Annotated in this window: 14 protein-coding genes and 1 pseudogene; 14 read left to right on the forward strand and 1 reads right to left on the reverse strand. The window is 38.9% G+C overall.

Annotated elements, in window-relative coordinates:
* Positions 1–91 precede the first annotated feature (91 nt).
* Positions 92–2269, forward strand: coding sequence for a malate synthase G (locus FI644_RS19970; RefSeq protein ID WP_053476485.1), 2178 nt, complete (start codon positions 92–94; stop codon positions 2267–2269).
* A gap of 31 nt (positions 2270–2300) precedes the next feature.
* The gene (locus FI644_RS19975) at positions 2301–3068 is read left to right on the forward strand and encodes an IclR family transcriptional regulator (protein ID WP_053477560.1); all 768 of its coding nucleotides are present in this window, start codon (positions 2301–2303) and stop codon (positions 3066–3068) included.
* A gap of 170 nt (positions 3069–3238) precedes the next feature.
* Here FI644_RS19975 and FI644_RS19980 read toward each other — a convergent pair whose 3' ends face one another.
* The gene (locus FI644_RS19980) at positions 3239–4093 is read right to left on the reverse strand and encodes a glycerophosphodiester phosphodiesterase (protein ID WP_053476484.1); all 855 of its coding nucleotides are present in this window, start codon (positions 4091–4093) and stop codon (positions 3239–3241) included.
* A 150-nt stretch (positions 4094–4243) separates the two neighbouring features.
* Here FI644_RS19980 and FI644_RS19985 point away from each other — a divergent pair, with 150 nt between their 5' ends.
* The 12 genes and pseudogenes from FI644_RS19985 (at position 4244) to FI644_RS20035 (ending at position 16621) form a co-directional block, all read left to right on the forward strand.
* Positions 4244–5377, forward strand: a complete 1134-nt coding sequence (locus FI644_RS19985; RefSeq protein ID WP_142108750.1) for an ABC transporter ATP-binding protein — start codon at positions 4244–4246, stop codon at positions 5375–5377.
* Positions 5374–6288, forward strand: coding sequence for a carbohydrate ABC transporter permease (locus FI644_RS19990; RefSeq protein WP_142108751.1), 915 nt, complete (start codon positions 5374–5376; stop codon positions 6286–6288). The genes FI644_RS19985 and FI644_RS19990 overlap by 4 nt, the downstream gene beginning before the upstream one ends.
* Positions 6285–7097, forward strand: a complete 813-nt coding sequence (locus FI644_RS19995) for a carbohydrate ABC transporter permease (RefSeq protein WP_142108752.1) — start codon at positions 6285–6287, stop codon at positions 7095–7097. Before FI644_RS19990 ends, FI644_RS19995 begins: the two co-directional genes overlap by 4 nt.
* A 20-nt stretch (positions 7098–7117) precedes the next feature.
* Entirely contained in the window at positions 7118–8482 is a 1365-nt protein-coding gene (locus FI644_RS20000) for an ABC transporter substrate-binding protein (protein ID WP_053476481.1), read from the forward strand.
* Between the two features lie 214 nt (positions 8483–8696).
* Positions 8697–8807: pseudogene (locus tag FI644_RS27395) on the forward strand (hypothetical protein); the annotation flags it as partial.
* A complete protein-coding gene (gene fdhF, locus FI644_RS27400; RefSeq protein ID WP_369692296.1) occupies positions 8784–10760 on the forward strand; it encodes a formate dehydrogenase subunit alpha in 1977 nt (658 codons plus the stop codon). The pseudogene FI644_RS27395 and the gene fdhF, both read left to right, overlap by 24 nt.
* A 298-nt stretch (positions 10761–11058) precedes the next feature.
* Positions 11059–11454, forward strand: a complete 396-nt coding sequence (locus FI644_RS20010) for a GntR family transcriptional regulator (protein WP_053476478.1) — start codon at positions 11059–11061, stop codon at positions 11452–11454.
* Positions 11441–12346, forward strand: coding sequence for an ABC transporter ATP-binding protein (locus FI644_RS20015; protein WP_053476477.1), 906 nt, complete (start codon positions 11441–11443; stop codon positions 12344–12346). Before FI644_RS20010 ends, FI644_RS20015 begins: the two co-directional genes overlap by 14 nt.
* On the forward strand, positions 12321–14276 hold the full coding sequence (locus FI644_RS20020) for a DUF6449 domain-containing protein (protein WP_075209164.1): 1956 nt from the start codon (positions 12321–12323) through the stop codon (positions 14274–14276). The genes FI644_RS20015 and FI644_RS20020 overlap by 26 nt, the downstream gene beginning before the upstream one ends.
* A gap of 34 nt (positions 14277–14310) precedes the next feature.
* Positions 14311–14832, forward strand: a complete 522-nt coding sequence (locus FI644_RS20025; RefSeq protein WP_231690089.1) for an RNA polymerase sigma factor — start codon at positions 14311–14313, stop codon at positions 14830–14832.
* A gap of 99 nt (positions 14833–14931) precedes the next feature.
* Complete coding sequence (locus FI644_RS20030) at positions 14932–15615, forward strand: response regulator transcription factor (RefSeq protein ID WP_053476475.1); 684 nt, start codon at positions 14932–14934, stop codon at positions 15613–15615.
* Between the two features lies 1 nt (position 15616).
* On the forward strand, positions 15617–16621 hold the full coding sequence (locus FI644_RS20035; RefSeq protein WP_053476474.1) for a sensor histidine kinase: 1005 nt from the start codon (positions 15617–15619) through the stop codon (positions 16619–16621).
* Positions 16622–16665 lie beyond the last annotated feature (44 nt).

Consider the following 16665-nt stretch of genomic DNA (forward strand, 5'->3'; position numbering starts at 1 on the left):
ACAATTCCTGAACCTATGCTATTCTTTTTTTAACGATAGAATGGAACACTGTTTCGTAATAGCAAACAAAAAAATAAAGGAGGCAAAAATAATGACAAATTATCAAGGGGTTGGAAATTTACAAGTCGCAGTCGAGTTATACGATTTTATTAATTCTGAAGCACTGCCTGGATCGAGTGTGGAACAGGAGAAGTTTTGGCAAGGATTTGGAGCAATGGTGAAGGAGCTTTCCCCTCTAAATAAACAGCTCCTTACTGAACGAGGAGAGCTTCAAAACAAAATTAATGCATGGCATCGAGAGAACAGAGTCTTTGATTTTGCGAGATATAAAACCTTTCTAGAAGAGATCGGTTATCTTGAGGATGAAGGAGAAGATTTTGAAATAACAACAGATGCAGTTGATGAGGAAGTTGCTATTCAGGCAGGTCCGCAGCTAGTAGTGCCTGTAAATAATCATCGCTATGCACTTAATGCAGCTAATGCTCGTTGGGGCAGTTTGTATGATGCGCTATACGGAACGGATGTCATAAGTGAGGAGAATGGTGCCAATCGCAGTGGAGGATACAATCCAGTTCGAGGAGCAAAGGTCATTGCCTTTGCTCGTGCATTTCTTGATCAAACCGTCCCATTACTTGATGGATCACATAAGGATGTGGTGCAATATAAGATTATGGATGGGCGATTCCTAGCACTATTGAACAATGGGAATGAAAGTAAATTAATTAGCGACGAAAAATTCGCAGGCTATCAAGGGGATACGCATAATCCTTCAGCTATATTATTAAAAAATAACGGATTACATTTCGAAATACAATTGGACCGCAATCACCCGATCGGTAGAACAGATGATGCAGGTGTGAAAGATATTCTTCTTGAAGCGGCATTGTCAACGATTATGGATTGTGAGGATTCTGTTGCAGCTGTTGATGCGGAGGATAAAGTCCAAGTGTATCGCAGCTGGCTAGGTTTAATGAAGGGGGACCTGACTGCAACTTTTACCAAAGATCATAAAACTGTTATAAGAAAGTTAAATCCTGACCGCAATTATACTTCACCGAAGGGCCAAACTTTCGCTTTGCATGGGCGGTCATTAATGTTTGTTCGCAATGTTGGTCATTTAATGACAAATCCCTCTATTTTAGACGATAATGGGGAGGAAGTGTACGAAGGAATTCTTGATGCGGTTGTTACAAGCTTAATTGCAAAGCATTCACTAATTGGTAATGGGCAATTTCAAAACTCAAAAAAGGGTTCTGTCTATATTGTTAAACCAAAAATGCATGGTTCAAAAGAGGTCGCTTTTGCAAATGAATTATTTAATCGAGTAGAAGATTTACTCGGTTTAGAAAGAAGCACGCTTAAGATTGGAGTAATGGATGAAGAGCGCAGAACCTCCCTTAACTTAAAAGCTTGTATACGCGAAGTAAAGGATCGAGTAGCCTTCATCAATACAGGCTTTCTTGACCGTACTGGGGATGAAATGCATACATCAATGGAAGCTGGGCCAATGATTCGTAAAAATGAGATGAAGTCATCGATTTGGCTGCATGCCTATGAAAAGTCAAATGTGAATAATGGGCTTGCAACAGGGTTTCAAGGTCGTGCCCAAATTGGTAAAGGAATGTGGGCAATGCCTGACTTAATGGCAGAAATGATTAAGCAAAAGGTGATGCATGTAAAATCAGGAGCAAATACGGCTTGGGTGCCATCCCCAACAGCTGCCACCCTGCATGCCCTCCATTACCATCAAGTCGATGTTAAAAAAGTACAAAACGAATTATTACTTGAATTGACAAGCTTACGGGATGAAATCTTGCAAATTCCAGTTGCTGCTAATCGAAACTGGGGAGATGAGGAGGTACAGGCAGAACTGGATAATAATGCACAAGGAATACTTGGCTATGTTGTCCGCTGGGTTGAACAAGGAATTGGCTGTTCCAAAGTACCTGATATAAATAATATTGGTCTAATGGAGGACCGTGCCACATTAAGAATTTCCAGCCAGCATGTAGCTAACTGGCTCCATCATGGGGTATGTACGAAGAAACAAGTGGAAGAAACTTTAAAGCGAATGGCTAAAGTTGTAGATAAACAAAATAATGGGGATCCGATGTATCGTCCAATGGCTCCAAATTATGAGGAGTCTGTTGCCTTCCAAGCAGCATGCGAATTGATATTCTCCGGGTATGAACAGCCAAGCGGTTATACAGAGCCGATCCTGCATCGTAGCAGACTGGAAGCTAAGGGGAAGTTTGCGATCAAGCAGTAATCAGGCGTTATCAATCAGGAGTTGAGGAATGTTGGATAGAGAAAATATGGTGAAATCTGTTAGTCGGGCACTTGATATTATTAATCTTGTCAGCATGAAAAAAGGCGGGCTTGGAGTAACAGAGATTGCTAATCAGATGGATATTAACAAAAGCTCCGTATACAGAATCCTTTCCACACTCGTTCAATATGGGTATATTGAACAGGATAAAGGCACGGAACGGTATAAATTAGGCTATCAATTTTTAGAAGTGAGCTCAAGACTGTTAGAATCACTTGATTTACGGATAGAGGCGAAGCCATTTTTACAAGAGCTTGAAAAAGAGACAAACGAAGTCATTCATCTCGTAGTATATGATCAAGGAGAAGTCGTATATATCGAGAAGCTAGATGGAAATGAAGCATTGCGAATGCACTCCAAGGTTGGAAAAAGAGCGCCGATGCATTGTACGTCTGTGGGTAAAGCTATTCTTGCCCATCTGCCGTCAGAAATTGTTCAGGAAATAATAGAAAGAAAGGGTCTGCCAGTTCACACAGATAAGACCATTACCGATATAAATGTTTTTATTGAGGAACTTAAAGAGGTGAAGAGGAAAGGATTCGCTCTTGACTTGGAGGAAAATGAATATGGGATTACATGTATTGCAGTTCCGATTCTTGATCATTTAGGAAAAGTTGCCGCTGCTGTCAGCATTTCAGGACCGACGATTAGAATGACTGAGGCGAGGCTAATAGAGCTTGAGCCTCGAATGATTGAAATTGGCAAGCTAATATCAGCAAGGCTTGGGTTTATAAATTAAGAAAAGTCCGAAACACATTTAATATGGTGTTTCGGACTTTTTTTGATGAAAATCCTGCTGATTTTAATGAAATTCGGTCATTATTTAACAAACCACATTTTAATCTTGTTTGAAAAAAAAAATTTTGCAAATTTTATATTATTCTTGCGAACACCATGTAAGATACTAGATTATTTTTTCCATTCCTTTGAAAGTGAATCTGTTAAATCTGTAAATACCCCGGTAATACCCCATTTGATTAACTGATCCAAGTCTTGTTTTGAATTGACCGTATAGGGATGAACAAGCAATCCCGCTCTTCTAGCCTTTTTAATATATGCTCTATCAACCATTTGATAATTGGGGCCAATGCCAACTGCATATTGTTTCCATTTTTTGATTTCTGCTTCCGTTAATTTTGCAGGCTTTTGATATGAGAGAAGCTGGATTAAAGGAATCTTTGGCTCGGCTTTATGGATTCGTTTAAGGCTTTTTTCGCTAAAGGACTGAATAATCACCTTTGCCCCATCTATAAGATCATAGCTCCGAAGTAATCTGATGAGTTTTTCCTCCATTTCTGGATATTTATCAGGTGACTTGGTCTCGATATAATAGTTTGTCTCTTTCCCGAAATGGGCAAAAATTTCTTCTAAAGTCGGAACGGTTAAATATTCATATTTAGAGTCAGCATATAATGGGAATTTTTTATTGAACCATGAACCTGCATTAAGTCTCTTTAACTCCTCTAGTGAATGAGATTCTACGCTTCCAATTCCGTTTGTTGTTCGATCTACCGTCTGATCATGCATGGCAACAAGGACGCCATCCTTTGACATTTGCAAATCAATTTCAATATAATCAGCACCTAGTTCTTGCGCTAACTGATAGGATACGAGTGTATGTTCAGGAGCATAGGTTGAGGCCCCGCGATGACCTATGATAATAAAAGAATCTGAAATAATAGATGGATCGGGTGTCTCTGGCTTCGTGCATCCCCCAATGAAAAATAGGGTAAAACCCCATATTAATAGTGTTTTTTTCTTCATCTTTATCTCCTTATTTTTAATAGGATGAAAGACTCCTTGTATAGGCAATTTTGATATTGTTAGCATATTTAAGTTTTTTTCTAATTAGAATAAAAGGAGAGAAATTTTTTCCAATCTTAAAGCTCCCAAAAGGCATGGAGGGATGAATAGTTGAAAAGAGTAGAGCTAATGAATGTTTCAAAGACTTACGATAAAAAAACAGAGGTCATTTCTAATATTAATGTAATGATAGAACCAGGTGAATTTTTCGTACTAGTTGGTCCTTCAGGCTGTGGGAAAAGCACAATGCTGCGGATGATTGCAGGTTTGGAGGAAATAACAGGAGGGATCTTGCGAATAGGTGAAAAGGAAGCCAATCACTTACCTCCCAGTAAAAGAGATATATCAATGGTCTTTCAAAACTATGCGCTTTATCCACATTTAAGTGTTATGGAAAATATCGTTTTTGGTCTGCATGTGAAGAAAATACCAAAGCTAGAACGAAAGACTCGATGTAAGGATGTCGCGGCCATGCTTGGCTTAAGTGAGTATTTAAACCGAAAGCCTCGTGAGCTTTCAGGTGGACAGCGCCAGCGGGTGGCCCTCGCTCGAGCAATTGTGAATGAAGCGCCTATTTGTTTAATGGACGAACCTCTATCCAACTTAGATGCAAAACTGCGAGCACATATGCGATCGGAAATTAGACAAATTCAAAGACGCCTCGGGATTACGATGATTTATGTTACCCATGATCAAGTGGAGGCAATGACGATGGGGGATCGAATAATGATTCTTCACGATGGCAAGATTCAGCAGGTCGGTAAGCCGATTGATATTTATAATCATCCTGCAAATCCGTTTGTTGCAACGTTTATTGGCTCCCCGCCGATGAATATTACTGAAGGCGTAATGAAAAGATTGCAATCTGAAATACTGGTTGGCGATGAATGTGAAATTAAAATTCCGGTCGAAGATAGCAGGCTTTTACAAACGGAGCAGGTTCTCGTAGGCATAAGGCCAGAGCATATAAAGGTAGCATCAAAAGAGACGAGCCATGAGAATCGTATGGTAGTAGAAGCGATCAATGTAGAAATCCTCGGCAATGAAACGATCTTTTCGTTTAAAATTGGCAGTCACGAATGGATGGCTAAATGGAATGGCCAATGGCACTTACACATTGGTGATCAAATACCGATTCAAATGGATTATGAATCACTATGTTTATTTGATCGTAAAACAAATGAGCGGATAAAATCAGCAACAGATATTGAAAATAATATCCTCGATAAAGAGGTGTTTTTATGAAAGGCAGCAGTAGTCTTCATGCAAAACAAAGCATCTGGAAAAAATCATTAAATGCTCGAACCGCACTGCTTTATTTGTTCCCTTCGATTTTGCTGTTTTCTGTGTTTGTTTTTTATCCGATGTTTCGGACAATCTATTTAAGTTTCTTCTTAACCGATCAGCATGGGAGTGCGGCTCTGTTTGTCGGGCTTGAAAACTATGCCTACTTATTGGAATCGCAAGCTTTTCGCAATAGTATAAAGGCGACAGTATTATTTGTTTTATATACAGTTCCTGCAGGCGTTATTCTTGCTTTATTCCTGGCGCTTATTGCAAATGAAAAACTGAAAGGCATCGGCTTTTTTCGAACAATTTATTCCTCTTCGATGGGGATCTCAGTTGCTGCTTCATCTGTTGTCTGGCTTTTTCTTTTCCATCCAAGCGTTGGTATGTTTAACCGTCTATTAACTCTCGTGCATTTGCCAGAGGTTCAATGGCTGCTGGACCCGGATTGGGCATTGTTGTCCGTCTCGATTTCTACAATTTGGCTGAATACAGGATTTTCATTCCTGATTCTTTTGGGCGGCCTGCAAAACATTGATGGGTATTTATATGAAAGTGCGAAAATTGATGGGGCAGGCTATGGGTATCAGCTCCGTAGAATAACAATCCCGATGCTGTCGCCGACTTTGTTTTTTATTATTACTATTTCATTAATTAATGCTTTTCAATCATTTGGACAAATTGATATTTTGACAAAAGGCGGTCCCTCGCAGGCTACAAATTTAATCGTCTATTCCATTTATCGGGAGGCGTTTGTAAACTATCAGTTTGGTACAGCAAGTGCTCAGGCAGTCTTTTTATTTTTGTGCATACTTATTGTTACGATTTTACAATTTAAGTTTGGCGAAAGGAAGGTGCATTATCAATGAGCTTTCCAAGAAAAGTCGTTTTCTACTTCCTGCTGTTATTCTCAGCCTTCCTGCTCTTTTTCCCTGTTCTGTACGCTTTCATGATTTCCTTTATGACAGGTGGGGAAATCATGCAAGGCAAGTTCTTTCCACAAACATTCACTTTAGATAATTATTTCAGAGTATTTGAACGTTTGCCATTGATGAAATATTTAATGAATAGTTTTGTTGTTTCAACCGGGGTAATGATGGGGCAGTTAATCGTTTGCAGTATGGCCGCCTATGTATTCGTATTCATTCCCTTTAAGGGAAGGGATTTAATCTTCTTCCTATTCATATCAACGATGATGATCCCTTGGGAAGCAACAATGATCCCGAATTTTTTTACAATCCAAAAATTGGACTGGACAAACACGTACCAAGGATTGACTGTCCCATTTTTCGCACTGGCATTCGGTACATTTCTGTTGAGGCAGCATTTTAAAACGATTCCGAAAGAATTATTTGAAGCCTCGCAAATTGCAGGTTTAAGTCGGTTTGCTTTCTTTTGGCGGGTGATACTTCCAGTTTCAAAAACAAGTCTGGTCACTTTAGGTGCCTACGGATTTTTAACGACTTGGAATATGTATTTGTGGCCTTTATTAGTTACAAACAACGATCAAGTTCGAACAGTCCAGATTGGACTGAAGCAGCTCCAGTCCCAAGAGGTCGCAACCGAATGGGGGGTGGTCATGGCTGGAGTAATTGTTGTTATTATCCCAACATTGCTGCTGTTGTTTATCGGTCAAAAGCAATTGCAAAAAGGATTAACCCAAGGGGCATTAAAGTAAATTAGGGGGCGTTGGCCATCGTGAAAAAGAATGTTAGGCTACTTTTTATATTCAGCGTAATTTTCAGCGTGATGTTTATGACAGCCTGTACGAATAATGAAAGTAAGCCGGAGCCATCGAATATGAATGAGAAGCAGAAGGGAACAGAGGAAAGCCCAGGCAAGGTGGAAATAAACTTCTGGCATGCGATGTCTGGTGCGGGCCAAGAAGCTTTAGATCGCATTGTGGCTGATTTCAATAGCTCACAGGATAAGTATACAGTCAATGCCGAATTTCAAGGCTCTTATGAGGAGTCATTAACAAAACTTCGCAGTGTAGGTGGAACAAAAGATGCACCGGCAATCACACAAGTATTTGAGGTCGGTACAAAGTTTATGATTGACAGCGGCTATATTGAGCCGATGCAATCGTTCATTGATAAAGATAATTATGATCTCTCACAACTGGAAGAGAATATCTTAAACTATTACCGAGTAGATGGTAAATTGTATTCGATGCCATTCAATTCCTCCACACCGGTGATGATCTATAACAAGGATGCATTTAAAGAAGCAGGGCTTGATCCTGAAAAGCCGCCACAAACATTTAATGAAGTAAAAGCAACAGCAGAAAAGTTGACAAAGCCTGGTGAGCAATACGGTTTTTCAATGCTAACTTATGGCTGGTTCTTTGAACAGCTTGTTGCTACACAAGGTGGTTTATATGTAAACGAAGAAAATGGACGTGCAGGCGATGCGACTGAGGCAGTATTCAATGGGGAAGAGGGGTTACGTGTCTTTAATTTCTTAAATGAAATGAACAAGGCGGGTACATTCGGGAATTATGGCACGAATTGGGATGATATCCGCGCAGCCTTCCAGACAGGAAAAGTAGCGATGTATATGGATTCGTCCGCAGGTGTTGCTGCTGCTGTTAACAATTCTCCTTTCGAGGTGGGTGTTGCGTTTATCCCATATGCAGATGAAGTAGAGCGGCAAGGGGTAGCCATTGGCGGGGCATCTTTATGGATGTCAAAAGGTATTGCAGAGGAAGAACAGGAAGCAGCATGGGAGTTCATGAAATACTTAACTACACCGGAAGTTCAGGCAAAATGGCATATTGGAACTGGTTATTTTGCTATAAATCCCGCAGCATACGATGAGGATATTGTAAAGGCAGAGTGGGAGAAATACCCGCAATTTAAGGTAACGGTTGATCAGCTTCAGCAAACGAAGCCGTCTCTTGCGACACAAGGTGCGCTCATTTCAGTCTTCCCAGAATCACGTCAGCAAATTGTTACCGCTTTGGAAAACCTGTATCAAGGGGCGGACCCGCAGGAAGTTCTTGATCAAGCAGCAGAGGGTACAAATCGGGCAATAGAAATTGCAAACAAAACAAAGAAGTAATAAGTAAGGTCATTGAGGTTTAGAAAAGAATCAGTCCCTATGATTGGACTGATTCTTTTCTATAACGCTAACCCATTTTTCAAATATTCATAATGTAGTATAATAGAAAGTGTATTATGTGAATTGTGAAGTGATATGAGGAATATTGGAATCGCTTTCAAAAGATAGGGAAGAGGTTGAATTCAACTATTCTTACGTAAAGGGAGGATAAATGATGAGTGAAGCTGCAAAGATAAAAACAGTCTGCGGCTATTGCGGAACAGGCTGTGGGCTCGTTGTCGAAGTTGACAATAATAAAATTGTGAAGATACGAGGAGATAAGGAAGCGCCTGTTAATAAAGGGCAAACATGTGTCAAGGGGTCGTTTGCTTATGAATATGTTCATGATAAAAGCCGTTTAACTTCTCCATTAATCCGCAAAGCGGGAGAGCTTGTAGAAACTACTTGGGAAGAAGCATATGCTTTTATTGCAGAGAAGCTTCAAGCAATCAAATCACAATTCGGTCCTGAAGCTATCACGATGTTTGCGACGGCTAGAAGCACAAATGAAGTGAATTATGTAACCCAGAAGTTTATGAGAACGGTCATCGGCAGCAATAATATTGATGGCTGTAACCGAACGTGACACGCTCCGAGTGTTGCCGGTCTGGCAACTGTATTTGGAAGTGGATTTCCAACGAATAGATTAGAAGATTTTGATCATACGGAAGTTCTATTACTCATGGGTTCGAATACTACCGAAGCCCATCCAATCATTGCTAATCGCATGAAAAAGGCAGTAAAATCCGGCTTGAAAATCATTGTGATCGATCCGCGTCGGATTGATATGGTGAAAAGCGCCCACCGCCATTTGCAAATTCATGTCGGTTCAGATATCGCCTTAATGAATGCTATGATTCACGTTATTATTGAGGAAGAATTATATAATCCAGCCTTTATTAATCAATTCACAGTTGATTTTGACACGTTAAAAGCACAAGTGAAAAGGTATACGCCAGAATTTGCTGCAGCCATTACTGGACTTGAACCGCAGGATATTATTGAAACGGCAAGAGAATATGCAAAAGCAGATAAAGCCATGATTGCCTACACACTTGGAATTACAGAGCATCATTGCGGGGTCAATAATGTTTTTGATATCGCAAATCTAGCTTTATTAACTGGCCATATCGGAAAACCTGGAAGCGGGATTATGCCTCTTCGCGGGCAGAATAATGTGCAAGGAGCAGGCGATATGGGCTGTCTGCCGAACCAGCTGCCAGGTGCAGTCAGCCTAACAAATGATGAATACCGTGGCCGATTTGAAAAAGCTTGGGGCATGGAGATTAACCCTATCGCAGGCGATACGCAAACAAGAGCATTCGATAAAATGGAAACGGGAGCAGTCAAAGCGCTTTATTGTCTTGGCGAAAATCCGTTAGTGGCAGATGTTCATATGACCCACACAAGAAAGCTGCTCGAAAAATTAGATCTTTTAGTTGTTCAAGATATTTTCTTAACGGAAACGGCGAAGCTAGCTGATGTGGTTTTGCCTGCAAGGTCATGGGGAGAAGTGGAAGGCACGTATACGAATACAGACCGTCGAATTCAACGTGTACGAAAAGCAGTCGATGCCCATCCGAATACGAAGGATGACTGGGTCATTCTTTGTGAACTAGCCACATTAATGGGGTATCCGATGAGCTATAATAATAGTGAAGAAATTTGGGATGAGCTGCGTGAGCTTGCATGGGAAATGTATGGAGGGATGCCTTATTCAAGGCTGGAAAAAGAATACAGTCTCCATTATCCTTGTCCAGATGAGTCCCATCCGGGTACATTTATTTTGCACGAAAGATATCATAACCCGGAAGCAGCAAGCGGAAAGCAATCTCCATTTGTTCCAGTTATGTATACGGAGCCGGTTGAGCTGCCAGATGAGGACTATCCATTTACGCTTACAACCGGTAGACGGTATGAATCGTATAATACCCATACGCAAACACGTTTTTATGCAGGCGGGGTAAAAATAAAACAAACAGAGGAATCACTTGATATTCATCCTGACGATGCAGCCAAGTTAGGTATTGAAACGGGTGAACTAGTTGAAATCAGCTCAAGAAGGGGCAGCTTGCAGGTAAAAGTGAAAGTCACTGAGCAAGTTGCACCAGGATTAGTATTCATGAGCTTCCATTTCAGTGATGTTCCAACGAATGTTTTAACAATCAATGAATTTGATCCAATTTCAGGTACAGCTGAATTTAAAGCATGTGCGGTAAACATTCGGTCATTAAAATAATTGCTTAAAGGAAAAGTGCCCAGCACTTTTCTTTTTTTTTCCTAGAATGAGGTCTATTTCATTTTATACATAAATCTGATTTTATCTAGTAATTCTAAATAGTAATCTAGCACTTCTTATAATGTATCTAGCATTATCTAAACTTTATCTAGCAATTTTACATGTTTATCTAGCATTTTGAAAATAGCCTCTAAGAATTTTTAAAAAGGGATTGATTTCCTACCAATTTGTACTATAATCAAACTGTATCAACTGTACTATGATTCGTAGTACAGTACATACAGATGGGAGAGTGCATATGTTCGAGTTGGATATAAGGAGCCGCAAGCCGATTTATGAACAATTGGTTGAAAGGCTTAAAGAACTCATCATAACTGAAGTGTTAAAAACAGATGAACAGCTGCCTTCCGTCCGGACGCTAGCCCAACAGCTAACGATCAATCCGAATACGATTCAAAAAGCGTATCGCGAACTTGAAATCCAAGGATACATCTATTCGATTAAAGGTAAAGGAAGCTTTGTCAGTCCGGCAAATGACAGCCAAAATACAGAAAAGCTTCTTAAAGTAAAAAACGACTTAATGAAGCTGTTATCAGAAGCGATGTATTTAGGTATAACTGCGGATGAATTAATAGAAGTGATAAAAGAAGTACATGCTTCGATCGGGGGAGGGATAGAAAATGATCAAAATTAGTCATATCCGAAAATCATTTGATGGGTTAGAAGCAGTAGAAAATGTAAGTCTAACTGTCAATAGAGGTTCGATTTACGGCTTGCTCGGCTCGAACGGTGCAGGGAAAACAACCCTTTTAAAACTTTTAACAGGGTTATATGTGCCAGATGAAGGATTGATTTCGATTGACGGGCAGCCAGTCTATGAAAGCCCGGAAGTGAAAGAAAAGATCTTTTTTATCCAGGATACACCCTATTTTCTGCCGCATTACACGACCAAACAAATGGCACAGTTTTACGAAAGCATTTACCCACGTTGGAGTAATGAACGCTTTCAAGAGCTTGTAGCTATTTTTCAGGTGGATGTACATAAGAAAATTCATCGTTTTTCAAAAGGAATCCAAAGACAGGTGGCATTTATTCTTGCCTTATCGACACTTCCAGAAGTATTGATTCTTGACGAGCCTTTAGATGGATTAGATCCGGTCATGAGAAAAAAGGTAAAGAGTCTTATGATTGACGATGTCGCTGAAAGAGAAATGACCGTCTTAATTTCTTCACACAACTTAAGAGAAGTAGAGGATCTATGTGATTTTGTAGGAATTATGCATAAAGGACAAATGATGATTGAAAAAGATTTAGATGACCTTAAATCAGATACACATAAAGTACAGATCGCATTTAAGGGTGGTGCCCCGATTCCACCAAGTATTTTGGATTCTGTTAAAGTGCTGCATAAAGAGAAACGGGGTAGTATTCTCTTATTAATCGTAAAAGGAAAAGAAGAGGAAGTTACGGAAAGTATAGTAAAATATCAACCTGTCATTTTCGATATCCTTCCATTGACGCTTGAAGAAATCTTTATTTATGAAATGGGGGATGTTGGGTATGCAGTCGAAAATATTCTTGGTTAATAAAGAAATCCGAAAGACGATTATGAGAAGTATCGGTTGGGTTGCGATCGTTCACTTTCTAGGATTAATTTTTGCAGTTCCATTAGAAATTTTAATGACGACTACAGGAGAACAAAGACAATATATTAGAGCAGAAAGCTTATTCTATTTTCACTTTGAGATTCAAGCAGTTTTAAATATTGGGATTCCTGTTATACTAGCAGTTTTTTTATTCCGATACCTGCAGGTGAAGCCTTATAGTGATTTCATGCATAGTTTGCCGATTAAGAGGGATCGACTCTTTCATCAATATGCATTAACAGGAATGATCCTATTAATCTTGCCAGTATTGTTGATTGCGATCATCATTTCAGCATTGTATATTCCGCTGAATTTATCTGAGTTTATTACATGGGCAGATATTTTTAAGTGGCTTGGCATCACGATTATGTTTAATCTTCTTGTCTTTTTGGCAGGCGTTTTTACAGGGATGATTTCAGGTATTTCAGCAGTACAAGGGATTTTAACGTATATATTTTTACTATTGCCAATGGGATTACTCGTCTTATTAGCTTATAATCTTCCATTCTACCTGTATGGATTTGCTGATCGGTATGTGATGGAAAGTAAGGTTGAATCATTTTCTCCATTAGTTGCACTCAGTCAAGTAGATTACAGACCACTAGGGGCAATTGAAATCATTGTTTATTGCCTACTCATATTCATTTTATACGGTGTTTCTTTATGGGTATATAAAAACAGAAGGCTTGAAGCTGTCACACAATCACTCGTATTTCCCTTGTTAAAACCAATTTTTAAGTATGGGATGACCTTTTGTACGATGCTGCTAGGCGGTTTGTACTTTGGAATTATGGAGGGAAATACGACTTGGCTCATTGCAGGCTATGTGATTGGGGCTATCCTTGGTTATTTTGTAGCTGAGATGGTTCTGCAAAAATCTTGGCGGATCATTATTCACATAAAAGAGCTTATTATTTATGCAGGGGCAATGGCACTGTTAGTCATTCTTTTTCAATTTGATTTCACTCAATTTGAAAAAAAGGTGCCCAATTTAAGTGAGGTCGAGCGGATTCACTTAAGTGAAAATTATTTTATGTATAATGATGCCAATGATCCATTTTTCCTGACTAGTGCTGAAAATATGGATTTAATTAGAAGGCTTCATAAGGAAATTGTTGCTAATAAAAATCAAAACAAAAATAGAGTAAATGACAGTAGTGATCATGCCTTTTTTGTGTATGAATTGAAAAATGGCAAGAAGCTCGTACGGGATTACATGATAGATAAAAAGGAATATGCTCATTTTTATAAACTGATCCATGAGTCCGAAGAATATAAAAGGGTAACTAATGGGATTTTCAAAGTGAATGAGGAGCAAATTGAAAAAATCTCGATTCACCCTTATGGACCTACTCAGAAAAAAGCTGTAATTGTAGATCCAGAGGACTTGAAGGAAGCAATCGCAGTATTAAAAGATGAAATCAATACAGCAACCTATGAGGAAACAATCGATAATAGAGATCCTCATGCATTCATCGAAATCATGCAAAAAAATGACAAAACGGTGGGACTTGAATGGAGAATTTCATATAAGAAGTTTGAGGAATGGCTGGATAAAAAGGGGTTACTGGAACAGGCAAAAGTAACTGCAGCCGATATTTCATATGCCTATATTGTTGACACGAACGATCTTCAAATCAATTATGCTCAAGGCTATTCCTATGAAGAGCTATTTGAGCAAATGAGTAAGATTGGCCGTTCCATCAAAGTGACAGATAAAAACAGACTTGAAGAAAGCTTATTAAATGCCAGCGGATTCCATGATGGTCCATACATGATTGGCTATTATTATAAAGCGGACGGGTCTATTGATATTAAAAGCTTTAGTGGTGAGCATATTCCTGATTTCGTTCAGCAATATTTTAATTAAGTCAATGAATTTAAGGCAGAGGGGAGGGATAAGAGTGGATTGCTTCTGTATGGATATGAACGAACTATGTAAATTGTATAATAAACGGTTATTTCAAGTTGCCTACGGTATCACTAGAGACTATTATTTGGCTCAAGATGCCGTGCAGGAAGCATTGATTAAGGCTTACCAAAAAATGGATACAATTGAAGACCCTGAAAAAGTGGGGGCATGGCTGTCAGCAATCACAACAAGAACAGCCATTGATATTGTCCGAAAGGAAAGAAAGTTAAACGATCGAACCGCGAGCAATATTGAAATAGAGACAGCTAATATCAAAATGGACCAAAACGTCGAACAGGAAGTGGAAATGAACCTCTTAAAAGAACAGATCAATCTAGCTATTAACTCTCTTTCCCTTGATCAAAGGAAAGTGTTTCTTCTAAAAATAAATAGCGGTTTAAAGGAAAGAGAAATTGCCAAGCTATTAAAGATAAACCAAAATACAGTTAAAACGAAAATATATCGAGTAAGAAAGCAGCTGAAGGACATGTTAATGGAAAGCTTTTCTGCATAAATTTTAAGAAATATAAATAGAAAACACATGGCCATTTATAATAGAAAATTGCCATGTGTTTTTTTGTAATACATATACAGAAGGCAGGATGAGGATCATATGAAAATTTTAATTGTTGAGGATGATAAAACCATTGCATCTGGGCTTGAGTATTCCCTGCAGCAGGATTCCTATACAACCGTCATTTGTTATGATGTTGCTTCAGCAAAAAAGATACTAGTAGAACAATCTGATCAATTGGATATATGCTTATTCGATTTAGCCTTGCCAGATGGCAGCGGCTATGAATTATGTAAGCTTGTGAAGGAAAAGAGCGATACGCCAGTCATATTTTTAACAGCAAATGATGATGAGATCAATGTCGTCATGGGACTCGATATGGGGGCGGATGATTATATTACGAAGCCTTTCCGTATTCGAGAGCTTCTTTCGCGGATTAAATCAGTCCTCAGAAGATACAAAAAACATCCACAAATAAATTCAACCATCGCTATAGAAAATATTCGTATCAACTCTCTCGAAGGCAAGGTTTATAAACATAATGAAGAGATAACCTTAACAGCTCTTGAGTACCGATTATTGCTTACTTTTGCCAATCATATTGGACAAGTACTGACAAGGAATCAGCTGCTTGAACAAATTTGGGATGTAGCAGGAGATTTTGTCAATGACAATACTTTGACTGTTTACATAAAGAGACTCCGCGAAAAACTGGAGGATGATCCACAAAATCCAACAATGATTAAAACGATAAGAGGAATGGGCTATAAGGTAGGTGGGTAGGGTGCTCCGTAATCGAGAAATTGTGATTTTGCTGACGTCCATGTGCATAATTTGTGTAGCATCTTTTATAGCTGCGGCTGCTTTTTTTTCATTTAAGGCAGCATTGTTTACCTTGATTACATCTGTACTTCTAATCGGGTGCAGCTTGTTATTTACCCGCTGGCGGTATAGAGAAATAGAAAAGCTTTCAAGTTATCTGCGTCAAATAACTAGCGGCAATTATTCCCTCGATGTACGTGATAATCAAGAGGGAGAGCTAAGTATTTTAAAAAATGAAATGTACAAGGTGACACTCATGCTGTCTGAACAAAAATCACTTCTAAAACGGGACAAAGTTTTGTTAACAGATGCGATCTCTGATATATCTCATCAGCTAAAAACGCCATTAACCTCGATGATGATGATGGCTGATTTATTAAATGAGGCCAAGCTTCCAGTGAAAAAAAGGGCTGAATTTTTACACAGTATTCGTATGCAGCTTGAACGAATGGAATGGCTTGTTTCCTCCTTATTAAAACTTTCAAAAATTGATGCGGGCACCGTTGCATTCAAAAACGATCAAATAATCGTAAAGAAACTAATTGAAAAAGCATTAGAGGCCGTAATGATTCCGATGGATATTAAAGAACAAACTGTATCGATAAAAGGGGAAGATAAAACCTCCTTTATTGGGGACCTCAACTGGACGTGTGAAGCGATCATAAATATTTTAAAAAACTGTGTAGAGCATACGCCAGCAGGTGGTGCCCTATCCATTTCTTTTTCTGAAAATGTGCTTTTTACGGAAATATCGATTGCTGATAACGGTGAAGGTATTCCAAAGGAAGATATACCATACATTTTTAACCGTTTTTATAAAGGGAAGAATGCTGGTGAGGATAGCGTTGGCATTGGCCTTGCGATGGCTCACAGTATCATCAAAAGTCAAAGTGGCGACATTTATGTTAAAAGCAAACGGTATAAAGGCACACAATTTCAACTGAAGTTTTATAAACAAATTATTTAAGTGACTAAATTGTCATATTCTAAGTCACTTAATAGTCATTTTAG

It is taken from the genome of Cytobacillus solani (assembly GCF_006704205.1).
GTDB classification, from domain to species: domain Bacteria; phylum Bacillota; class Bacilli; order Bacillales; family Cytobacillaceae; genus Cytobacillus; species Cytobacillus solani.